Source organism: Ornithinibacillus scapharcae TW25 (genome assembly GCF_000190475.1).
Classification (GTDB): domain Bacteria; phylum Bacillota; class Bacilli; order Bacillales; family Amphibacillaceae; genus Ornithinibacillus; species Ornithinibacillus scapharcae.
Map to the genome: position 1 here is coordinate 1 of NZ_AEWH01000038.1, position 22,883 is coordinate 22,883.

Here is a 22,883-nt window from a genome sequence, read left to right on the forward strand (position 1 = left end):
ACGTACACACTAGGTATTTGGCAAATACAGTTTAGTAGCAAGAAAAGTGCTAAGAATAAAATGAAGATGTTATTTGAATTTGTAGCTAATAAGGTAGGTATATATTACGAGAGAGAATTAATAACTGCTTTTAATTATTTTGAAGATACTCATTCTGTTGCTATGCTGAATAAAATTAATAAGAATGGTAACCAAGAAGGACTGTTAGAAAAGATCGAAAATATAGCTTGGGACTTTTTGGTTCCAAGAATTATGGAGTTTCAAATAAATGTAAATAAGGAAAAATCCTATTTTATACCATTTTTCTTATCCCATGATGGAAAATTAAAAGACTTAATTAAATCTTTTAAGATTAAAGGAATATTATTACATAAAGAGACCAAAGAATATATACCAATTGCAAATCTAAATACAACAAAATTCTTCGAAGAAAGGGGATTATTAGAAAGCTTAGAATGGTTAAATTCCGAAGAAGAAAAAGAGAAAAGGGCTCTGGTTAGAGAGAATAATTTAAACACTGATTTTGAAATTATCAATATAGAATTAGAGAAGTTAGCAATTCTTTTAAATAACTATTAAATATTCCAATCTAATTTTTAAAAAATTATCGAGGTACCCGGTAAACTACTCAGAACGAAGTATCTATTTTTAATGGCAATTTAAAGTCTATTTAATTTTATGTTTAATGGTAACATTTACTCAGTGGGGATATAAACGACAGCTAAAGAGCCAAAAGTTTTATTATACGGCTCAAGTTGTATAGGAACAAATTACTGTTAAGGATAATGAGGTGTGAAATTATGAACAATGGTCAAGACGACTTCTGATTCGAAATCAGCTCGTCTAAAAGTGAAGAACAGGAAGTTGAAAAAGGCGTACGAATCCTGTTTCTGTAGAAAAGGTTGTTGTAGATTATAATTATTAACGCCATAGCATAGGATTTAGCAGTTCACTTTTAAACGAAGTAAAATGTTTCCAGTCCTCAAGTTTATTGGAGTGTTGGTGATGAATTTACTGAGGCATTACCGATTATGCAAACAGAATTAGTACTTCAAAAAGATAGAAAACATTGTAGATGCAAAATTTTATTCTGAGAATATGGTAGCAAGGTTTGAAGGAGGAGCTACAAAGCAAAATCCGGTAACCTTTATCGTTATATTTACCTATAAAATATTTGGGAGAAAGGACTGGGTGAAACAGTTGCAGATATGTTGCTTTATGCGAAGACAACTGCATTGAATCAGCCCAACCATAATCAGATTAAGGGTAATCAAATTTTGATGTATCTCTTGATTTACAGAAAGATTTTAATGGTATAAAGGGACACTTATTAGGATATGTAAAAAACTTTTTGCGTAGTTTTACTATCCCGCTTATATATAGGAAAAATCCCTCGGATAATAATTCGGGGGATTTTTCTATTAATTGTATAGTATGAATACCAAGATTATTTGTCATCCAATTTTCTCACAATCTTCTTTCGATTCCTAATTTGTTTCATCATTATATTATCAGTTCTAGGTGATAACTTATCAAATTTACTTTGAGCCCTAACTACATAAGTGATGAAATTACCATATGTACCTCTATTAATTCCTAGGTCGGTATAAAAACCGTAAATTCGTTTTCTATATGGGACTTTATCTAAATTTTTTTCTTTCTTTACTTTATTCGCTTTAATAATCAGTTTGTTTGCTTCTCTGTAAAATTTATAAGGACTTTTCCCTCTCATTTTTACTGTCTTCCCATCAAATACAAAACCTAGATAATCTAAACGATGCTTTTTCGAGGTATCCAAGCTATGGATCTCACCATTTTTATACTCTAACTTCTCTGTCTTACCTTCGTGTAGTTCTATTTTATTACTATTAGAAATGTCTCTAACCAGAAGTTCCAACTTTCTAAATTCCTCTTGCGAGATGACTTTATTACCTATCCTCTTAGGTATAACTAAAATAAAGTCATCAGAATATCGTCTATATATTCCACCATATTGACTTGAGATTTTATTAATCTCAATATCAAAATTAATAGCATAGACATTGGCATAAACAGCACTTATTGCAGTTCCTTGGGGAATACCAAAATTTTCGTCATTCTTCTTACAACGATACATGCGTTGAAAGGTTCTAAACTCATTCATATAATCAAAATAACTGGACTTGTTATTACATTTTATTTGACGATCCGTTCCAAATTTTTCAATTAAAAATTCCTTCTCATAATAACCAAACTTGGTAATAGATTTATAGACATTGTACCAATCATCTTCTAACCTATTTACTTGTAGGACTTTCAATAGATTTTCTTTTAGAATTCTATGATTAATTTTATCGAAAAACTTCGTAAAGTCTCCGATCAAGATATAGACATCATCAAAGTCGACTATTTTGTTGATTACTTCCGCAGCAAAGTTAATATTAGATTTTCCTTTTTTGTTACTCCTATACGCAATAGAACAGTCATCTATACAGTTATTTCTAGTGAAACTATTATATTTTTCATTTAACTCTTCTGCGTAGTATTTGTAAATATAATTATCGAGATGTCCAGCATACATAATATCTCGGTTTTTATCTTTTATTGGACGACCATTTATTTCAGTGTTTGGTTGCCCTATATATCTATCAAATGTTGAAACATAATGAATAAATGGCAAAAAGCTATGTTTAGCAATCTTTTTGCCATTAGTTACATAGCTTTCCACTTTTTCTATATCTATTCTATGATCAAAATGTATATACCGCTTCTTTTTGTATACATTTGAATCCAGCATATCAATTTCTCCTTTTTGGAGCGAAAGGAACAGCAGACCTGGTCTCTGACAAGTGTTCCTTTTGCACTCTAGGCCATAGTCGCTACAATATTGGCCATTTTTACATGTAGCACACCAGGGGTGATGCAACTTATAAGTTACAATGTATATGTCACCAACAAGGAGGCTGATTTAATGGAAATATGTAAATCATCATTTCACACTAAACTTTATTGGTTATGTCGGTTATTAATAAGATTATTAATAATTGAGATAACCTATGCTCCAGAATTGTGTAGTTGTGTGTCTAGGCTGTTATTTGACAATTTGATACATTGAATGCTACTAGCATACTAATAGTAGACTCAACAATTATAACACTACCGATATAATTGTTCTACTATTCTATCATTAAACATCAATAATTATTCATTCTTAATTTACCGGGAAAGGCGGTAATCAATTTGTGATTTAGCTTAAAATTTGTCTCCTAATTAAAGAAATCACAAATCTCGCCCTCTCCAACTGCTTCAATAAACTCACCTTAGAAACATCCACTCTGACCTGCCTTCCGCCCTTAAACAAAACCAAAGATTGCTCCTCCCCTATCTCCACAACCCCCTCAACATGACCATAAAAAACCCAACAACAATCCCAGTCCCTAAAAGCCTGAGTAGGAAACACAAAAATCCCCCGATAAACACTAATAGGAATAGGAACCTTCCTCCTAAACCCAGTAAGATGCATAACTGCCTTTCTTCTACCTTCAAAAGTTGAAAAGTTATCCAAACAGCCCTTTTCGATAATCTCAAAAGGGGTTTTCTTTATGTACAATTCTTTATCTACTTCTATTACAATCGTTTGATAATCAATATGTTTACTAGGAATCAGTGCAACGGTTTGCTCCGTAATTTCATAATGAGGATGTACTGATATCATAAGATAGTTCCCTTATCAGCTAGGCAAACTTTACTCTTTACCAATATCAATCCCATTTTCCCCTAATTCCTTAAGTATCCGATCAAATATTTGATTGATATTTACTCCAGCTTTGCGAAGCCTTAGTAAAGTTTCAATGCGTACCAATTTGGCTCCTCTCTCAATCTCCCCAATATGCTCCGGACCAATCCCAGTATCCTGTGCAAACCGTTCTTGTGTAACATCTTTTTCTATCATTCTATACATTCTTATTTCATGACCAAAAAGGTCGGATATCAATTGTAGCTGCTCTTTATTCACATGGGCACGTCCCTTTTTGTACCCATTTTCATAGGAGCATCTAGAATCAACTACAAACGAACGTATGGATTATGACAATATATGTAAAATTAAATGCAGCAAAATGAAAAATAGAAAAATCTATCTAACTTCTATCACTAGCTCCAAAACGCAATTTTAGGACCTGATTTTATCCCAAAAAATGAATCTCCTACTACAAATTTCAATTTCTCTGCCATATCACCGATAGTTAGCCAGTATGACATCCACCAACATTCCACCTATCCTAATGATGCCGGCACAAATACAGCTTGTAGGAGCGTGTTCAATGAATAAGGATTTTACGTTTGAAGAAATAGTAAAACAGAATGAAAATCGAATTCACTATCAGATTCACAAATTAAATATTAGAGATCCGCATAATGAGTTTTATGTAGAGGGGCTTTATGCCATGTGGATTGCTTATAAGAACTATCAACCGGATAAAGGACCACTCGCAACGTATTTCAACTTTGTCATTCGGAATCGCTTGATAGATTTGATTCGTAGTAAGGCAAGGGAACAGAAGATTAGTGATGCCTACGCAGATAAGGAGAGTATTGATAAGCTGGATGGGAACAATTCTACAGCTAGTATTTTCCCTCTTCTAAAGCAAGAAGGTATTGAGATTGATGATGCGAAGGTTTGGTGTGAGGTAAAGAAAATCCTAACTCCGAACCAGTGGAAGTGGGTGTACTATTATGTCATTCAAGGGTTTTCCCAAAAGGAGATAGCAGAACAAGAGGGGGTAAGCGTTGAAGCAGTCAAGAGCTGGTCGAGGGAGGCTAGGAGGAAGCTGCGCGCATCCAAAGTTTTAGATAGGTTTACAGGCTTATGAAAAGGATGGGGTCTATCCTCTGAATTAAGTGCAAATTTAATATATTTTTTTACATGATATACTTTCTAATGAGAATTACTAGTTCAGAAGAAATGACACCAGAGGAGAGGAAGGAGTTAGTCTAAAAGTAGGAACGTACCTATTTTGGACAATACTTACTGCTGAACCTATAATAACTTTCCCCTTTTACTTCCTTTTTTCTTTCTCAAAAATTTATTCGGGTTAAGCATGAGACAAGTCCCCATGCTCCATTTAAATTAATAATCCAATTCACTCCGTAAATACTAACCAATATGCTATAGTTAACAAGCCTTCCAAAAAACAAACTAACATCAATATAAGATATAAGAAAAGAGACGTGATTAGCATTGCCTGACTTTTTACAACTAGGTATTCGAAAAGAGATTAACCATACATTACGGTCATTAGGAATAATAACTCCTACTTCCATCCAAGAACGGACGATACCATCTGTACTTGAGGGGAAGGATGTTATTGCAAAAGCACAAACGGGAACAGGAAAGACGTTGGCTTTTGTTCTTCCGATTCTGGAAAAGATTGATGTGCAAAAGTCAGATGTTCAAGCACTTATATTAACTCCAACAAGAGAATTAGCGCTGCAAATTTCAAAAGAAATAAAGAGAATGGTTGAAAATGTAGAAGGCATCCATACGCTAGCAGTGTACGGTGGTCAGGATGTGGCGCATCAATTAAAAAAGTTAAAGGGTTCCACGCATATAGTCGTTGCAACACCAGGTCGGTTATTAGATCATATTCGTCGTGGAACAATCGAACTTTCTACGGTTCAGATGCTTGTGATAGATGAAGCTGACCAAATGTTACTGATGGGCTTTCTTCCAGAGGTGGATGATATCATTCATGAAACACTTTCTTCTAGACAAACCATGCTGTTCTCTGCGACTATGCCTAACGAAATTCGGTCTTTAGCAAAAAAATATATGGTAGAGCCAGAATTCATTGAAGTGAAAGCAGAACGTGTTACGGTTGATGAGATTAAACAAGTGGTCATTGAAACAACGGATAGAAGAAAGCAAGCAACGTTATTAAATTTAATTCAAGAACATCGGCCTTTTTTAGCGATTATATTCTGTCGTACAAAAGTACGTGCTAAAAAACTACACGAAGCATTGATTGCGAGCGGTTATGAATCAGACGAATTGCATGGGGATTTAACACAGTCCAAACGTGAAAAAGCGATGAAACGTTTTCGTGAGGCGAAAACTCAGTTTTTAGTTGCGACAGAAGTTGCCGCACGGGGCCTTGATGTAGAGGGTGTGACACATGTCTATAATTATGATATTCCCCATGATGTGGAAAGCTATGTTCACCGGATTGGACGAACTGGGCGTGCAGGTGGAGATGGGGTTGCCATTACGTTAGTGGCTCCTAAGGATATGGAGTTCCTACGAATGATTGAAAAAGGCATTGGTCAAAAGTTTGACATACAAGTGATAGAAGGGATAAGTATCCCTGATCGAGAGGATTATGATAGAGTAAGCCGTGAACAGTTAAAAGAAGGTAGTACTTCTGAAGGTCGTAGAAAAGATAACAGGTATTCGTCAAATCCTTCTTCAAGCAGGAAACCTAATAATCGCCGACCAAAAGGTAATTCAGGTACTACAACAAGAGGTAGCAAACGTACTCGTTAAAGAGTAAGAAACATGAAATGGCGTGCTTTTACCCAACATGCACGAAAGAAGTACCGCACTGGTGATAGGCACTATATTCAGGAGGATACACCAATGTTACATAAACGAATAAAACAATACATTTCATCCGAATTGATGGGTGAAATGCCTACGGTTGAAATATATCAAGAGGAAAAAGAGTTTATTGAGAAATATGAATTAATCTCAAATGATATTACACTTATAGAAAAAGATCCTACGACACGTTTCCTAGATGCTTACATAGAAAGATGCGATAAAGAAACGGAAGAAATGCTTGCTGAAGAATCATTCGTTTTCTTAGAACATCCAATTGACTACCTTCAAAAACACAAGAATGAGTTTCTTTACTTAGAATCGGATTGGTTGGAACTTATCGGCGTCGATGCAGTTTCGTTGGAACTAAGTGATGTATTTGGTACATACGACGTTATGGTAGGATTGCAATTGCAGAAAAAGTTTGAGTTATCTCTTAAAGAATACTTAAGTAAAGAACTATCTGGAGATGAAGCAAGATTCGAATTGATGTTCAATCAAAAGGATGGCATGTGGGACTTGAATTTTGCCTTGAATTATGTGGAAGGGTTTCATGAAGAGATGTCATTAGAGGAAGCATATCGGTTAATTTATCGATTTATTTTTAAATTAGTGGAAGGAATAGAAGATGGAAGTATGGACGTGAATTAATCGTCGCTCTTCTTTCTATATTAGAAATGATGGGGATTGATACAGTAAGCCCTTTTATATCAATGGGAGCAATATAGAATATGGTGAAGATGGATTGGTTAGGAGTTTAGTGTAGTCACTTTAGTAATAAAAATAATTGCAAGCCATCTTCTTTATCATAGAAAACATTGCAAATATGATAAAGCTCTCAAAAAGAAAGAAACGAGCCTGAGATTTCAAGCTCGTTTTTCTTTTGTCTGTAATTAGTCTAGTATTACAGGTTCCTAACTAACTAAGAGGCAATTATTTACTTGTTATCAAAAATTAATTTATTCTTTTTATCCCTCTCCTGCATTTCCCGTATATTATCGGAGTGGTATGGGGAGCCTTCAACTTCATTAACCACACTAAATGGGTTACCGTCCAAGTCAAAGAAATCAAAAAACTTCATTCCACCTAAATCATCGATCTCGGTAGTTGGTATGTCATTGTTCTTGAAATGTTGATGTGCCATGTCGATATCATCCACCACAAAATTATAATAGGAATTCTTTCGGCTACCCTTGATAGTAAATTCAGTTGGCTGAGGTGATTCCACTTTTACCAAAGCTAATTGTGCAGTCCCCTCTGGTAAGTAAAATCCAACGCCCTCCCCCCAACTATCGATAATCCTAGCTCCAAGAAACTTTACATACCAATCAGTAGATTTCTCAATGTCTGTAACTGGTATAAATATACCGCCTACTTTAAACATAATCTTCCTCCTTAAAATGAAATTCTTTCTTATAACGAATATAATAGTGTAAAAGTTACATTTACATATAAATATATAGAAAAAGGGAGGCAACCATGGTTTTTGAAGTGTTAGAAACTGAGATTAATAAACTTTATAAATATTGCTTAATGTTGACTGGGTCACCTTGGACAGCTGAGGATCTTGTTCAAGAAACGATGCTAAAAGTCTATAAAATAAAGAAAACGAATCCGAACAAAGAGATTGCATACTCCTATTTATGTACGGTTGCTAAGAACCATTTTATCGATGAGAAAAGGAAATATAAAGAAAGTATTCCGTTGAACGAAAACCTTTTAGGAGAAGCGGACGATTTGATAGATTATGACGGTCTAATTGAAATCCTACTATCTACTTTACCTTTGAAACAGGCTATGCTTGTTACGTTGAAGGATGTATTTGGCTACAGTTCAAAAGAGATAGCATCTATGCTAAGAATAAGTAATGAATCTATTAAAACAGCGCTTCATCGCTCTAGAAAAAAGCTAAAATTACATAATAGTGATTTAGACATGGAAGCACAAACCCCAAGTCACGAAATAATGATAGCATTCTCAAAAGCGACCGTATAAAATCAGTACGATGATTAACAGATGCCTTGTTGTAAGAGGCTGCCATCCACCATAAAGGAGGGATTAAATTCCCAATAAAGTGTTTCAGTTATTTTAGCATTAACTGTTTCATTTTACTTGACGGTCCCAACCATCCATGTAGTTCTCATTTCAATGCATAAGAAGTCAATCTTTTGGAAATCATTTTTTTCGTGAACGTGTTAATTGCATTAGATTATGTTAATATTATAGTAATAAAAGGAGGGATTTTGATGATTTCTTTTACTGAAGAACAAAGGAATGAGTATAGTCTTATAAGGGATCTTTTGAATAATGCGAAATCATTAGAAGAGGCTGAGTATTATTCAAAACGACTCAATACTTTAATCGATCTAGCGAGAACACAAAATCCTACGGCTACGAGTTCCTTTACTAAAGAACAACTCGATTTATATCTAGGATATAGAGAAAAAATTAAAAATGCAAAATATCCAAGACGTGTACGTTTCTACAAAGACAAAATAAAGGCATTATTAGCTGAAGTCGATAAAACAGTAGTTTGATGTTTTCTTTTGGTTAACTACTATATATAATAGATATATAATCTTTTTCTTTTCTACTTAATTAGCAACCTTTCAATTAGGTTAGCTGCAGGTTTTAATAAACTATAAACATAGAGTCCTTTGGGATGATTAATTATCATACAATAAGTATGGTTATTAATCCCCCTGGGGCTCTTTTTGTTTTTCTAATTAAAAAAGATAGGGGGGATGATACTATTATGATCATTATTGGCAAACTGTTCTTATCAGTTTTTCTTGGTGGACTAATCGGTTTCTTAGTTAGCTTAATGAACAGTAGGAGAGAGTTGGATAAACCTTATAAAGTTGATGGAAAAAACTACTTTGGTTTTATCTATGATGTATTTGTAGGTGCTATTGCCGCATTGTTGGCCATAACTATTTTAGTACCAGGTGCTCTAGATTTGGAATATCCATCTATTATTGGTATTTCTATCATTGCTGGTTTAAGTGGAGAATCTATCTTGTTAAGTCAGCAGTTACATGCGAGTGAAGAGAAGCGCAAAATGTTGGAAGAAGCAGAGGAAAAGCTAATTGCCGAAATTAAAAGACAAATTGACAGCGAAAAAAGTAAAGAGTGAATTTCAGAGGCTTGATAGGATAAAATAGGAGGAATTAACATGTCAACATTAATACAAAATTTGACTAGGGACGAAAAAGAGAAGATTACAAAAATCAAAACTAAACTGGTTAGAGCGAAGTATCCGCGGCAAGTTCGATATTATGGCAAAATGTTACATAATACGATAGCAAAGGCGGAGAAACATGTGTTGTCAAGTATTAATGAGAAGTAAGAAGAAAAGAAAAGGTGGACAAGGATTTTTCCTAGTCTGCCTTTTTAAATTATTAGTTAAGGCTAGCACTAATTCCTATAAAGATAATTCATTAAAAAGTTAAGGAGATAGTGGAAAAGGCATATAAAATTAGCGGAGGTAAAAAATGTGAATACCAAACAGAAAAATGGCCTTACCAAGACTGGTTTTAGTAGAGCTGGGTTCGCTTCACGTAGTCACTTTAAAGAATGTGTGATGGGAAAATTAACATGTTACTATGAAGAGATAGATTCAGAGGTGAAAACTCTTTGTAGTTGTTATCAACCCACATCATAACCTTGGTACCTATAGTCGTCATTCAATTACAAATGAAATATGTAGGAAGGAAACTAAACAGCAGATATTAGATTCTAAAAGGGGATTGAACGACGAAATGGAACAGCTTAGTCTATTTTAGTAAAATGACGGTAGAAAGGCCTTAAGCTATTTAGATACTAGACGTTTATTTCTTTTGATATCTGTGTTATGTATACGTAATTTATGGGGAAACTGAATATTGGTACATGTTGTTTGGACAAAGCCAATAGACATATTTTTTATTACTATGTATAATAACAGTAAATAAACAATACTAATATAATAACCGAGAATGCTGTCAACATTCCCGGTTTAGTTTGCATGATACTGATGTTCGGGTGGGGCTCCCTCCTGGACAATATGCATGTACAAAAAAGAACCTCACCCTTATTTTGATTTAGCGATCAAAGGGTGGGGTTCAGCTTTTGTCAATAAAATCTTTGACTAACTGTCTAATGAAGTCTAACAGCTTCAACAAAAATGCACCAGCTGTAAAAAGCACCGTTAAAATTAACAATACTACTTCTATCTCCATCGACATCCCCTCCTTTCACCAAGCAAATGGTTTCCAGAAGGGAAGCGATATCCCCACCCGTTCTATCATGCTGTCTCTATTTTACACGATATAATGTGAAAGACAAGATGATTCATGTTTTTAAAAGTATGATTTGACTCTTCGATATTCACTAAATACTACATTATCCTATATTATGTCGTTCTTTCGAGTTTACAGATATTTGGTAAAATAGCCTCATTTTTAAATAAAAATAATGGAAAATAAAGGGTTTTAGGTGACTGTTGTTTAATTATATATAGTGTAAAAATTTATCTAAAAGGATTGTGGTAAAAATGAGTCTTAAAAAGCACCTTGTTCAGCTACTAGTTGTAGTGTTTGGGTTACTAATTTTAGGCCTCAATGTTTCAGCAGAATCCGCTTATAATTCCAAAGACATCAGATTAACAGAAAATGAGTACGACTACCTAGTAAACGAAGTTGGTCATACTAAGGAAGAAATAGAATCACTACCAGAGGATGTTCTAAAACATTTAATAAAGGATAAGGCGAAGTTAGTCAGCAGAGAATCTACTAATGATGATATAGCTACAAGCTACTCAGATGGAGAAATTAAACTCATGAAGACCATTCCATCAAGTCAAATTGACGTAAAAGGATATGGATATAAAGTAACTAGTGATCGTTCTGGAAGTGATAAATTTTATCTCCTTGGTCAATTCAGATGGAAGACACTACCTACTTTCACTTTAGTAGATAAAATGACAATTGGTTTCCCAGAATCAGCTGGTCTTTCTATACCTATGAGTTCAGGCAAGCCGACACAACATCAGAGTAGACATTGTTGGGATTATTGGGGAGATGGAAACGTCAACTGTAGTGCTTACAAAAAACCACCTCTGATTGGTCTGCAAGTGCTGGTGTTGGTGCATCATACGATATAAAGACGTATAGCAATTGGACCTTAAATAGTGGAATGATAAGTCAATACGTATACCGAAATAAATCACTTCCATCTAAAACAATTAATGTTAAGTTTGAATACGGTCATAAAAGGTTTTCTGGTAGCCCTAGTGTAACTGTTTATCCAGCTGGGTTGGGTATAACACCAACTTCAACTACTGATACTCGGGCGTACGGTATCGAGTTGGATCTCTAGATTAAATCTAAAAGGTGAGGGTCATTTGAGAAAGTTAATACTGTACACTTTTATAATATTAGTTATGAGTACATTATTATTTTTAGTATTGAACATCAATTCATCGCTGGATAGCGAAATGATTATTAGTCTATTAGTTATAGTTATTATACAAACTTCACTAATAATAGCTATTCTGTTAAAAATACTAGAAAAAAGGTAAACGGTGGGTTTACCTTTTTTCTAGTAAATTTCACTTATACTATAAGAGTTATGGTATTCAGATCTAGAAACAACTCCATCTGCTATCGATACTATTGGTACACCATAATGTTGCGTACCCCATCTGGGTCCCATATACGACGAAATCGGCCCCGTAGTAGGCGCGGTATATAAACCATCATCAACTGGTGGTAGATTAGGTAAATTAGGATTGGGGTTGTAGCCTCCATTTCCTACCTCATCTACATTTCCATCTAACCATTCGGTGTAATAGATTTCTCCATCAGTTTCATCATAAACAGCTTCTACAAACTGAATATCTTCGCGTTTATAATCCCAATCAAACAATACATTTTCAAGTTTTGTATAATCGTATTCACGTTGCTTTACTTCCGTTAGTTCCTCTGTTCTCGAATAAGAATATACCGTAGTATTAATTGTAGATGTTGTACCGTCACTATTTTTAACTGTAGTAGAGGAGGATGAAGTCGATACCTGCCAATCACCCCAACTAGTATCATAGGTAATTTTTACAACTCCATCCCAAGTGACTACCTTTACTAATTTTTCTACATATGATGTAGAAACTGTTGTTCCACTAGTTGAACAGTTCCCATTTGTACAAGTTCTGGTATATGATTCAGTTTTTACAGGTATGTCATCATAGGTAAAGTCAGGAGCTAATTCTTCGGCCATTGGTTTTATCATTGGTTTTTCTGTTTCATTTCCCATCATCACATCAACTTGCATTACTGCGGCAATTAAGTTATGAGGTAACTTATAAGGAATCTGTTCAGGTCTACTATGGTCCACTGTTGATTCAACCTGTTCTATGATATATAGCCTTAGTTCCTCTGCTTCACCTTCTAATCCTAAGTCCTCACCACCATAATTCCCCCCAAAAATGGAAGAAATAAATACACTTATGAGAACAACTAAAAGGAAGATACCAGCTATAGTTAGTAGCACAGGTAATCCTACTAACGCTATTAGCTTAATCACCATAGACATTACAACCTTTACCGCAACCTTAGCAACCTTCCTTTTTACTTTCTTCTTAATTGCATTCTTAGCTTGTTGTGCTACTTGTGACTGATTGTTATTATTCATCGTAAATCAGTCCCTTTAAAACCTTGTGGATTTCTTCTTGTATCATTTAATGCTCTTTGTAAATTTCGTTGATTGACAACTTGATGTTGCTGAACTTCTTTCTTAAGCATATTTTCAACGTTTTGATTGATATTAGGATTAGCAACGATGTGCTGTAATTGTTTAGATATATCTACGCTGGTCGACTGACCCTTTTTAAGATTTGCATTCCCCCCTACCATCTTAGATACAATTTGTTTCTGTCCAGATTGATTCTCTATTTGAATGTAAGAGTCTTCAGACGTCGTTACTAACTGTACGGAACCAGGAGCTATATTCCCATTAGTATCTCTTCTAGCGTTCTGCATAATTTGGCTTGGTGAATATATTTGATTCTGAACTTTGTCCTTGAATGGGGAGACTTTTTGAGCAAGTTGATTTCCAACTTGGTGACCTGTTCTTCCACCAATTACTCCACCTACATAACCAGAAACTTTTTCATAGTTTCTCTGTAAGCGACTGGATTAGCGCTTCTGTAATTATCAAATGATTCTTTAGGATGGACTATCGCATTGCCAGCTTGTTTCAACTTATCATTTATATTGAGTTCATTGTTCAGACTGGACAACGCGCCATGAATTGGTCGACTTGGATTATTCCTCATTCCTTGCAATGCCGAGGAGCTAGCCCTTTTAAATTGACGACTTATTCCTGAAACAACAGTAGCAGCACCTAACCCTTTTGAAATACTAGTAAATTGGCTATCACCTTCAGAATGCGAAAGACTGTGCGCACCAATTCCTTTTTGAATACGTGAATTAATTCCCTGACCTAACGCGGCTGTGGATCTTGCAGTAATACCACCTAGTGCTCCTCCACCTCTACTTCCTAGCTCAGCACCCATTAAAGCACCAGCCGGACCTAATGCAGCTCCTGCAATAGCTCCTAGTGAGCCAACAACTGCCTTTCCTCCACCAGAAACAATATCTCCTGCTCTAAGCATCTTTTCAGATACTCTTCCTGGAGCGCTTGGCTAATTACTACCCACATTCATCGTTTAATTAGAGCCGTCATCTGATTTACCTGTTTTTGCGCCAGTCTGAGCACCATTTTTCATAGACTGTAATGCTCCCGATACCGATTTACCAGAGATTGCACCTTTGGTCGCGCCTATCACACCGCCTAGTGCTGCCAAACCGCTAAATGTGGTTGCTTTACCTAAAGCCCCTTGTGTATTATTGGTTAGTCCAAATATGCCCTTAACGGCCTCTCCAACAGGGATAAAAATAACGTATAACATTACAGACTCAATCGTGCCATCGGCTGTAATAGAAAGTACTGCTATTAAGAAGAAGGTAATGGCATGTACAGCCTGCACTAATACAGTTCCTATAAATTCCCTAATCCAACCAAGAGTTATATCTTTTGTTTGTGGTATTAAGTAAAGAGCAACCATGACAGGACCTAAAATCATAAAAATCATAATGGTTAAGCTACGCATGGTATAGTAGAAAAACGCCCATAGTAAGCTTTGATAATGATAAATCCCCCTAGTGCAATAACAATACCGACTAGCATATCCAAATCCTTAAACAGTCCTGAAGAATCAATACTACCGGAATCCTTGATTCCAGCTTTACTCCAAGGGTTAGAATTGGCAAACACCGTTGAGGTTGTTAATATTGTTAATGCAAAAGTGGTAAGAGTGATAAAAAACTTTTTCATTGGTACACCTCCATCTTTTTATTCAACAGCCATAATAAACGGGAAATAAAAAACTCCCAATAAACGCACGAATGAATTCGTGTGCTTATTGGGAGTTCCCATTTAATTATTATGTTATTTTATAATTTATATTAACGAATACTCTAAGAAAAATCAATATGGAAAAATATAATGTTTTATGCAGGAATCTTATTTATGTTTGTCCAAATACTTTATAGTTTGTAAATAATAAATGCGTTAATGATAGATACAGGTAAGCGTCCCTTTCTGAAATAACCACATTAACTTAATACTTCATTTATTTTCTCTAGTATTCCAAAATTGGTAGAATCTTTAAATATCGCTTCCATAATAAATTCATCCTGAATCCCTAAGTCTCGTAATAAATAAACCATTGTTATTATCCTTAGTAACATATTAACGTATATCATTTCAAGGTGATTGAAAACAACCGCACCAGTGTTTGAGTAATGAGTTAATTGATCTCTTGTATTTCTCACCTTATCGGCAAAATTTTTCCTGTCTCTAAAAGTATCAATCTCAATTATTAACTCTTCAGGCAAATATTTGACTAATTCTTTTATTCTTCTTTGGAATCCGAATTCGTTAGCATACTTTAAAGTTGCTTTCAGCTTATTCTTCAAATCATTAGTGACATCTGCTTCAACTGCTTCAATCATCTTTTCAACTACTAAATTATACCTATCCTCTGTAATGAACGTTCCCTGCTCTGCGCAGTTTCTATGATAGCTCTCTAAAGCTTTAGTGTAGTTAATAAAAATATCTTCAACAGGCATCTTATGTTGAGAGTTTATAATATGTGAATAAAGTAATTGGGAAGCTTCAGCTTTTGAATCAAACCAATTGTTAAATACTGTTTCTAAACTACCTTTTAATCTAGGTAAACATAGTGGCTCAATTTCAAACCAATTAACCTCTAGTTTTTTCTTTTCTTCAAATCGAATCGGGTAGATATTAACTACTTTATTCTCGCCAATATTTGCTCTTAGTGACTCTATTTGAATAGGTGATTTCAGTAACAGAGTATATAAATTTCTTAATTTTCGCACAGTTTTTTCAAACCATTCTATTGATTGAGGTTCATCTGGAGTTATTTTAATATAAGGGGTGAAATGTAGTTTTTTATCAAAAAACATTTTACCACTCTCACGAACATTGTAATTAGAACTAATATTGGCACATAAAGAATCCACTTTGATATTAAAATCTATAATTGCATCCCTATCAAAAAAATATTAAAAGGTCCATCCTTCTCAAAATCACTGGTAAAAGGGTTTGCTAAATACCACAACTCTAATCCCGTTAACTTAACATTTATGGAATTAAACTCCTAATTGTTATATTCCTAAATATTAACATAAAAACGAATGAAAAATCTTTTTCTATTCACGATTTGATTCGTTATTACTTTAAATGGCCAATCGTGTTGGGATGTTTCAATCCGCACTTCACAAATTATATTTGTGATAAAAACAAGGATTATTATAAAAAATAGTTGATTAGCTGATTCATTTATTCTTTATTCCACTTTTTAATATGAGAACTTAATCCAGATAGAGTTCAAATTTAATTAAGGGGGATATTAAATTATGAAAGATCAGTTCATTGATAATGAAACTGTGGGAATTAATCAAGAAAAAAAGGTGTCCACGGGGATCGAACCTACGGGGATTGCACCTTGTGCTGTTTATGGAGTCCATAGAATGATTGCACAAGGCGGTGCTCATACTTATGATCAAAAAACAAAGGACCCAATTAAATACCTAGCCCATTTTTATAAATGTAAATGTGGTGAAAAAGTAGTTTGCGAAGGACAACCAGATTCGCAATTCTATGACCCAATGTATAATTATGTAACTAATGGTGGTATCAAAAGTGCCGCGGGCTATAGAGGGTCGTGGGCAGTTCATTATAAATTCAGACGTTTTATTGTTTTGTCTTTTTTAAAAGAGCGTCTTGTTCAAATTGAGTAGGCTCTACCCAATCACGAGTAACTTTATATCCATTTTCATCTTGTATAGTTAATTGCCCTGCCTTTGTTACAACTTCTGAAAAATCCTCGTTATAAAACTTTAATTCTAGAACAAAGTCGTAATCGGTTGTTCCGTCTTTATTATCTTCTGTTTTAGTGAGTTCAACATCTTGTACTTCAATACTTGCAGAGATATTCGTTGCTACCCTGGGTATATAATTAAGCCCACTATTTACTAATAACTTTTCATGTACTTTTTCTGACACATAAGGTTTAATACGCTCTATGAGTTCTGAACCTGTTGGCATATTTGAAGGGTCCTCAATTGTATACATTTTGGTTTTATATTCCATCACAAATTCTTTAATCTCATCTTCTTTGGAGGTTTCGGCATCACACCCTGCTACAAATAACAACACTACTGCAAACAACACTTGCATTAATTTTTTCAAGTTTATCTCCTCCTTTATTTAACTATACTTACGTATAACCGCCTAATAAGATTCAATATTTTCCAAAAATAAGGAACCATCGCTCATTTTATATTAATAATAACAATTTATTAAGCATTCTCAAATGACAAAAGTACCCTTTTAATATAATAATCCTTGAGTAAATTGAATCAATCTGAGGAAGTTGAAGTAATCTAGTATAATATAGTATTCGCACAATTAATGCACCTGTTATTTTAATAACTAATGGTACTAAATATAATATCTAATGCAGGTGTTTGGATTTCAAGTTTTTTCTTATCTAACATTTTCTTTAATATAATATATGTAGGAATAGAACTGTTATCTGTATCCACAATCTAACTTTTGTTAATACTCCCATAATTACTCAGCACGAAGAAATCATTAAATTTTTTAGTCTTTAGTTTCTCTAACATAGTTTCAATTTCTTGAAGATTACGTGGGATTATTTTATCTTGTTGAAAGTAAAAACTATGACTGTTGCTTTCCAAGTATTCTAACGAGAATTCCCTATAAATATTAAATTTTTGTTCGATAAAATTCATTTCAACTGTATATGAAAATCATTAAATATCTGATAAAGATTTAAATATATTAAGGATTTGAGATTCGTATTTTTTCTTTCGCTATATATCGTTTCGCAAAATCACCTCTTACTGAATAGTATTCAGGTATATAATCAACAAAGGTTTCAAATATTTAATTATTCAAATATAAACTAGAATATATGCTATTATATATAGTATTTCTCAGTTAATTTTTTTACTAAACCGCTAAAAACGAGGTGTTGTTAATGACTGCCTTCTTTTCAAAAGTTTTAAACCTACTTATAACATCTTTCATTACCGCATTAATGTATTACTTACTTATTTATTTTGAACCGAACCAACCGAAAACCATACAATTCTCGAACTACGAGATATTTATTTGGTTCCCATTCATAATTACTTTATTTTTTATTACTTTTATATTTGTCATTGGTTTTGTTGGTTCTTACCTGAAAAACCTTTTCAAAAGAAAACTAAATAATGATAGTGCTTTCTTTGATTTAGTATTTTTCTTATTCATAGCTATGATCATTACACCATTTCTTCCAGACATGATAAAAGAATCTGCTGTAAATACAAGTTATCAATTGATTATCAACCCATACTATACACTTCCATTTGTTGTGGCTGTAATTCTTACTATCTTTGAAAATATCAAGAAAAAAGAGAGTGGATAATCCACTCTCTTAATTTGTCTTCCTAAGTCTAATCATATTAAATATATGACGTTCTCCACCCTTTTTCGTAAATTCTTTACATTTCATAGCGGTTGAACCTGAACCATCAAGGATAATCGAGTTAAAAGGATCTAGGCCTAATTGTTCAACATAACTTTTCATATCAGGGATAGTTGACGCTATATCTGTAACAATTAAATAAGCATTTGAACCTTTAAAAGCTAACACTGTACGATGTAATGGTCCTCAATGAATTCTCTCTGGAAAATGTAAAACAAGCAATTTCAGAGTTTGAAAATCTTCCAATAATGCATTTGGAAGATGATGAAACTTTAAGATGTGATCCCACAAATGATTTTGTAAGTATCTACAACCAATTAGATATGATGCAAGGTTTTATTTTAAATAAACATAAAAAATATCTTCCTCCCAAAGAAGATATTTTTCTGTAAAGAGAGGTAATCCGGATGGAAATTTCTATTTATGAATAAAAGAATCTAAACCGATGCAAATATTCTATTACTATCGGCTCTTAGAATCAAAAAACTTTCAGGTGAGAAGAAGTTCGGCACACTCGTCTTTCCATGTGATAGACCCAGATGAAAATATTTTAGAGTTTAGATCTAGAAGCAATTTATGATGAAATATTGAATTTGAAAGAAACTACTGAGGTTCTTTGGCTCTAATGAAGCTAAAGATTCTTTTTAATTTATTTCTCTCCTTAACTAGATTAATCTTCTGTAAGATAGTTACTATAGCGAATAAGAGCGAACGGGATGAAAATACTTCAGAATTAGTTCCATACTGGGCACTATCTAGTAATCAAGGAATACAGATAGAGCGAATTGTACCTATATGAGAAAACCAATATAGGTTTTTAACCCGTTGTTTTCTTCATTAAAAACCATCAGCCAAAACCTCATAAACTTACATAATTTGGTGTCGAAATTCACAGAAAAATGTCGAATAAACGCTATTTTTAGAGAGGGAAATATGTTAGTATATTTTAGTAACTAGTTTACTAAAATATATTTGTTTTAGATGAACTATATCACTATTAGAATCATTATTATCACAGTTCTTAATAAAAGTGAACCTAAGAAAACTTAGAATCTTACAACACGAATCGGAGGAAAGGTTATGTCGATAGGAAAAAAGTTAGTAGTTAGTTTTGGTGTTATCATTTTATTCATTGCAGGGATATTTGGTCTGGGTTGGTATGGGATACATAAAGTAGAATCAGAAGCAAATGACATTGTGAATGATGCAATCCCCCTATCAAATGCAGCGAATAATATTCTAGCAGCATTAGTGAATCAAGAAACGGGAGTAAGAGGATATTTAGTTGCTGGTGATGAGGAATTTCTGGAACCCTATTACTTGGGTTTGGAAGAAATTTCTAACAATCTTGAAATAATTGACTCATATGTAGACGGACATCCCATTATGGCTTCATTAATAGAAGAAGCACAACCGCAAATAGCAGATATTCAATCTTTCTTTGAATCTATAATTCAGCAAGTGGAAGATGGAGACCTAGAAGGAGCCAGAGCCAACATTGGTGCTGGGAAAGAGTACTTCGATTCTTACAGAGAAACACATAAACTAATCATGGAAGATACAGAAAAACTAACCAATGATGCATGGGTGGAAGTTGCAGAGATTAGTAAACATAGCCAATACTTGATGATGATCATATTTGGTTCCATCCTTGTTTTATCTGTTTTAGTTATCTTATATCTGGTTAAAGTAATCTCAAAACCTGTTAGACTTGTATCTTCATCGTTGAAGAAAATAGCGGCTGGAAACCTGACTGTTGATAAGATTCAGCTGAAATCAAAGGATGAAATCGGTGAGCTAGCCAATTCATTAAATATCATGGTGGATGATTTAAATGAAACGATTATGAAAACGAGTGAATCAGCACATCATGTAGCATCAGCATCTGAAGAACTAACAGCAAGTGCGGAACAAAGTACGCAATCAACGGAAATGCTTTCGAACTTAGTTCAAGATAACGCAGCTGGTGTGGAAGAACAGTTAAATAAAATTAATCATGTTTCCGAATCCCTTTCTCAATTAGTAAACAATGTGAACAGCATTCATGAAAATAGTATCGACATGAAAAAATCTACGAATGATTCAACAGGGTATGTCAATAATGGAATTGTTTCCATAGAAAATGTAGATGAACGTATTCATGATATTAAATCGTCATTTGAAACAATAGCGAAGACGATTGGCTCATTGGAAAATAAATCTACTGAAATAGGTAGTGTCATTACACTCATTACGGATCTATCTGATCAAACCAATCTTTTAGCGTTAAATGCTGCAATTGAAGCGGCACGAGCTGGAGAGCATGGAAAAGGTTTTGCTGTAGTGGCAGATGAGGTTAGAAAATTAGCAGAAGCATCTAAGAACTCTGCGAACCAAATCATCGAAATGGTTGCTGACATACAATCTGAAACTCAAAATGCTGTTAATTCTATATATGAAGGTACTGCAAGAGTGGGAGAGGGAATAGCCTCAACTGTAGAAGCGAGATCTGCATTTGGAAAAATAGAAGAATCCATGACAGGTGTTTCGAATAAAGTAATCGATGTTGCAACGTCCATTGAAGATATTAGACAAATCGCGCTGAATATATCGGAAGCTCTTGAACAAGTGAAACTAGTGGCGGATGATAGTGTTAAATCAAGTCAAGAAAGTTCAGCTTCAACGCAAGAGCAGTTAGCAACAATGGAGGAGATTTCTAGTTCCGCCCAATCGTTAGCTTTTCTTGCAGAGGAATTACAACAATCCATCTCAAAATTTCAAACGAAGTAAATTTGATAGAATCCGATCCTGTTAATAATTACAAGGATCGGATTTTTTGCATATAAATTTCTAAAATTCTTCCCAACGAATAAATTGGTAAATATTTGCTCAAATTATAAGCAGGTTTAACTAAAGGAGTCCAAGTCCTATGCCGCACCAAAAGTTTGAGTCAGGAAACATAAAACCACGTTATGCCAAAGGTAAGATATCCGTTTGGGGAACCAACTCGGTATATCCTCGCCCTCCTTGGATTGCGGCTTGGTGGTCAGCAGCCTTCCCAGGTTTTGGGCATATGTTTTTAGGCAAGTATCTCCATGGCTTTATTCTTATTATTTGGGAAATCGTGGTAAATAACTTTTCCAACCTAAATGTGGCAATTGCCTTGTCCTTCCACGGGAACTTTGAGGAAGCTAAGGCTATAGTAAACCAGGATTGGGTTTTGCTTTATTTGGCAGTTTATATCTATAGCATTTGGGATAGTTATCGTTGTGCGGTGGAAATAAAGAAAAGTCATGTTCTAGCTGAAATTGAAGATGCGCCGGTTACACCTTCAGATGTTAGCTTTTTCGACGTAGTTATCTTAGACAAGAAAAAGCCCTTGCTAGGTTTATTCTGGTCTTTTGTTACCCCTGGTTTGGGACAATTATATGGTGGCAGTACAGTTGTTGGGGCATTTATGTTGGCTTGGTGGGTATTTATTTGCTATAAAGCGGTGGCAATACGTACGTGGCTCTATTCGTTTCTTGGCGATTTCGATAGAGCAGTTGTAATGGTAGACTGGCAGTGGTTTTTGTTTATACCTTCCATATTTGCTTTTGCGATCTATCAGGCTTATGTATCGGTAACTGAAAGCAATATACTATATGATATTGAGCAAATACGGTTTCTTAGAGTGAGGGATGAAAACTTGACACAACCAATCAAAATGGAAGAGGATGCAACAAAGGTTATTGCTACATTTGACCATTCCATGTTTGTCGAAATGGTCATTCATGATATAGAGAAGATGGGTGTTCCTGCGCAAAATATCGTAGCATTGCCTGTGGAAAACTTGGATTCTCAGCAACATATCATGGATACCATTCATCGTGCCGATGGCGGTAGCGTTCTTGATGGGGCGATGATGAGTGCAACAATCTTTTCTGTTCTTGGAACTATATATGGATTCGTATGGCAATGGGGTCCAATTATTTGGGGGCTGTTAGGCTTAGTTGGTGGTTTCCTGCTGGGATTATTAGTCGAAGTAGTTATCAATAAAAAGAAATTAAATGTAGTGGCAAAACGTAAGAGTGAGGTAATTATCGAGGTAACCTGTCATGCTTCTCTTCAAGATCAACTAATAAAAGTTCTCAAAATGAGGAAGGCAATGGGGTATGTTATCATGCCTGAGCGTTCTATTTCTAGTACATAGCCTATAAAATATGG

Annotated in this window: 24 protein-coding genes and 1 pseudogene; 13 read left to right on the forward strand and 12 right to left on the reverse strand. The window is 34.4% G+C overall.

What is annotated here, in order from left to right:
- Window positions 1-579, forward strand: a pseudogene (locus G5W_RS0109085) (hypothetical protein); the annotation flags it as partial.
- An 868-nt stretch (window positions 580-1,447) separates the two neighbouring features.
- Here G5W_RS0109085 and G5W_RS0109090 read toward each other — a convergent pair.
- The 3 genes from G5W_RS0109090 to G5W_RS20805 all read right to left on the reverse strand — a co-directional run bounded on the left by G5W_RS0109090 (window position 1,448) and on the right by G5W_RS20805 (window position 3,994).
- Window positions 1,448-2,776, reverse strand: a complete 1,329-nt coding sequence (locus G5W_RS0109090) for an RNA-dependent RNA polymerase family protein (protein ID WP_010096048.1) — start codon at window positions 2,774-2,776, stop codon at window positions 1,448-1,450.
- A 450-nt stretch (window positions 2,777-3,226) separates the two neighbouring features.
- Complete coding sequence (locus G5W_RS20800; RefSeq protein ID WP_010096050.1) at window positions 3,227-3,694, reverse strand: competence protein ComK; 468 nt, start codon at window positions 3,692-3,694, stop codon at window positions 3,227-3,229.
- Window positions 3,695-3,724: 30 nt separating this feature from the next.
- A complete protein-coding gene (locus G5W_RS20805; RefSeq protein ID WP_010096053.1) occupies window positions 3,725-3,994 on the reverse strand; it encodes a helix-turn-helix domain-containing protein in 270 nt (89 codons plus the stop codon).
- 307 nt (window positions 3,995-4,301) lie between these two features.
- Between G5W_RS20805 and G5W_RS0109110 the strand changes: the two genes are divergently transcribed.
- The 3 genes from G5W_RS0109110 (at window position 4,302) to G5W_RS0109120 (ending at window position 7,225) form a co-directional block, all read left to right on the forward strand.
- Window positions 4,302-4,850 carry a sigma-70 family RNA polymerase sigma factor gene (locus G5W_RS0109110; protein ID WP_010096055.1) on the forward strand — a complete coding sequence of 183 codons (549 nt, stop codon included), beginning with the start codon at window positions 4,302-4,304 and terminating at the stop codon, window positions 4,848-4,850.
- Window positions 4,851-5,218: 368 nt separating this feature from the next.
- Window positions 5,219-6,520, forward strand: a complete 1,302-nt coding sequence (locus G5W_RS0109115; RefSeq protein ID WP_010096056.1) for a DEAD/DEAH box helicase — start codon at window positions 5,219-5,221, stop codon at window positions 6,518-6,520.
- A 93-nt stretch (window positions 6,521-6,613) separates the two neighbouring features.
- On the forward strand, window positions 6,614-7,225 hold the full coding sequence (locus G5W_RS0109120; protein WP_010096057.1) for a hypothetical protein: 612 nt from the start codon (window positions 6,614-6,616) through the stop codon (window positions 7,223-7,225).
- 286 nt (window positions 7,226-7,511) lie between these two features.
- Here G5W_RS0109120 and G5W_RS0109125 read toward each other — a convergent pair whose 3' ends face one another.
- On the reverse strand, window positions 7,512-7,958 hold the full coding sequence (locus G5W_RS0109125; RefSeq protein WP_010096059.1) for a VOC family protein: 447 nt from the start codon (window positions 7,956-7,958) through the stop codon (window positions 7,512-7,514).
- Between the two features lie 95 nt (window positions 7,959-8,053).
- Between G5W_RS0109125 and G5W_RS0109130 the strand changes: the two genes are divergently transcribed.
- The 5 genes from G5W_RS0109130 (at window position 8,054) to G5W_RS22105 (ending at window position 11,717) form a co-directional block, all read left to right on the forward strand.
- Complete coding sequence (locus G5W_RS0109130; RefSeq protein WP_010096060.1) at window positions 8,054-8,569, forward strand: RNA polymerase sigma factor; 516 nt, start codon at window positions 8,054-8,056, stop codon at window positions 8,567-8,569.
- A 251-nt stretch (window positions 8,570-8,820) separates the two neighbouring features.
- Window positions 8,821-9,111 carry a hypothetical protein gene (locus G5W_RS0109135; protein WP_010096061.1) on the forward strand — a complete coding sequence of 97 codons (291 nt, stop codon included), beginning with the start codon at window positions 8,821-8,823 and terminating at the stop codon, window positions 9,109-9,111.
- Window positions 9,112-9,329: 218 nt separating this feature from the next.
- Window positions 9,330-9,710: a DUF4257 domain-containing protein gene (locus G5W_RS0109140; protein WP_010096062.1), complete on the forward strand. Its 381-nt coding sequence runs from the start codon at window positions 9,330-9,332 to the stop codon at window positions 9,708-9,710.
- 39 nt (window positions 9,711-9,749) lie between these two features.
- Window positions 9,750-9,923, forward strand: coding sequence for a hypothetical protein (locus tag G5W_RS23755; protein WP_010096063.1), 174 nt, complete (start codon window positions 9,750-9,752; stop codon window positions 9,921-9,923).
- A 1,185-nt stretch (window positions 9,924-11,108) separates the two neighbouring features.
- A complete protein-coding gene (locus G5W_RS22105) occupies window positions 11,109-11,717 on the forward strand; it encodes a hypothetical protein (protein WP_010096066.1) in 609 nt (202 codons plus the stop codon).
- Window positions 11,718-12,154: 437 nt separating this feature from the next.
- Here G5W_RS22105 and G5W_RS0109160 read toward each other — a convergent pair whose 3' ends face one another.
- From G5W_RS0109160 to G5W_RS0109185, 6 genes are all read right to left on the reverse strand, one after another.
- Window positions 12,155-13,243 (reverse strand): M23 family metallopeptidase, encoded by a 1,089-nt coding sequence (locus tag G5W_RS0109160; protein WP_010096067.1) that lies wholly within the window; start codon window positions 13,241-13,243, stop codon window positions 12,155-12,157.
- Entirely contained in the window at window positions 13,240-13,590 is a 351-nt protein-coding gene (locus G5W_RS0109165; protein WP_010096068.1) for a hypothetical protein, read from the reverse strand. The genes G5W_RS0109160 and G5W_RS0109165 overlap by 4 nt, the downstream gene beginning before the upstream one ends.
- Window positions 13,591-13,700: 110 nt before the next feature.
- On the reverse strand, window positions 13,701-14,225 hold the full coding sequence (locus G5W_RS0109170; RefSeq protein WP_010096069.1) for a hypothetical protein: 525 nt from the start codon (window positions 14,223-14,225) through the stop codon (window positions 13,701-13,703).
- Window positions 14,226-14,279: 54 nt separating this feature from the next.
- Window positions 14,280-14,705, reverse strand: a complete 426-nt coding sequence (locus G5W_RS0109175) for a hypothetical protein (RefSeq protein ID WP_138919006.1) — start codon at window positions 14,703-14,705, stop codon at window positions 14,280-14,282.
- Between the two features lie 5 nt (window positions 14,706-14,710).
- Complete coding sequence (locus G5W_RS0109180; RefSeq protein WP_010096073.1) at window positions 14,711-14,947, reverse strand: hypothetical protein; 237 nt, start codon at window positions 14,945-14,947, stop codon at window positions 14,711-14,713.
- A 281-nt stretch (window positions 14,948-15,228) separates the two neighbouring features.
- A complete protein-coding gene (locus G5W_RS0109185; RefSeq protein ID WP_138919007.1) occupies window positions 15,229-16,161 on the reverse strand; it encodes a HEPN domain-containing protein in 933 nt (310 codons plus the stop codon).
- 396 nt (window positions 16,162-16,557) lie between these two features.
- Here G5W_RS0109185 and G5W_RS0109190 point away from each other — a divergent pair, with 396 nt between their 5' ends.
- Window positions 16,558-16,941, forward strand: coding sequence for a hypothetical protein (locus tag G5W_RS0109190; protein ID WP_010096077.1), 384 nt, complete (start codon window positions 16,558-16,560; stop codon window positions 16,939-16,941).
- Here the strand turns inward: G5W_RS0109190 and G5W_RS0109195 are convergent.
- Window positions 16,895-17,392: a hypothetical protein gene (locus G5W_RS0109195; RefSeq protein ID WP_010096078.1), complete on the reverse strand. Its 498-nt coding sequence runs from the start codon at window positions 17,390-17,392 to the stop codon at window positions 16,895-16,897. The two genes, G5W_RS0109190 and G5W_RS0109195, sit on opposite strands and share 47 nt — an antisense overlap.
- A gap of 814 nt (window positions 17,393-18,206) precedes the next feature.
- On the opposite strand from G5W_RS0109195, the gene G5W_RS0109200 reads away from it, so the two are divergent.
- The gene (locus tag G5W_RS0109200) at window positions 18,207-18,638 is read left to right on the forward strand and encodes a hypothetical protein (protein WP_010096080.1); all 432 of its coding nucleotides are present in this window, start codon (window positions 18,207-18,209) and stop codon (window positions 18,636-18,638) included.
- Window positions 18,639-18,647: 9 nt separating this feature from the next.
- Here G5W_RS0109200 and G5W_RS0109205 read toward each other — a convergent pair whose 3' ends face one another.
- Window positions 18,648-18,866 carry a hypothetical protein gene (locus G5W_RS0109205; protein ID WP_010096081.1) on the reverse strand — a complete coding sequence of 73 codons (219 nt, stop codon included), beginning with the start codon at window positions 18,864-18,866 and terminating at the stop codon, window positions 18,648-18,650.
- Between the two features lie 912 nt (window positions 18,867-19,778).
- Here G5W_RS0109205 and G5W_RS0109215 point away from each other — a divergent pair.
- On the forward strand, window positions 19,779-21,467 hold the full coding sequence (locus tag G5W_RS0109215) for a methyl-accepting chemotaxis protein (protein ID WP_010096083.1): 1,689 nt from the start codon (window positions 19,779-19,781) through the stop codon (window positions 21,465-21,467).
- 139 nt (window positions 21,468-21,606) lie between these two features.
- Entirely contained in the window at window positions 21,607-22,869 is a 1,263-nt protein-coding gene (locus tag G5W_RS0109220) for a hypothetical protein (protein ID WP_010096085.1), read from the forward strand.
- The last annotated feature ends 14 nt before the right edge of the window (window positions 22,870-22,883 follow it).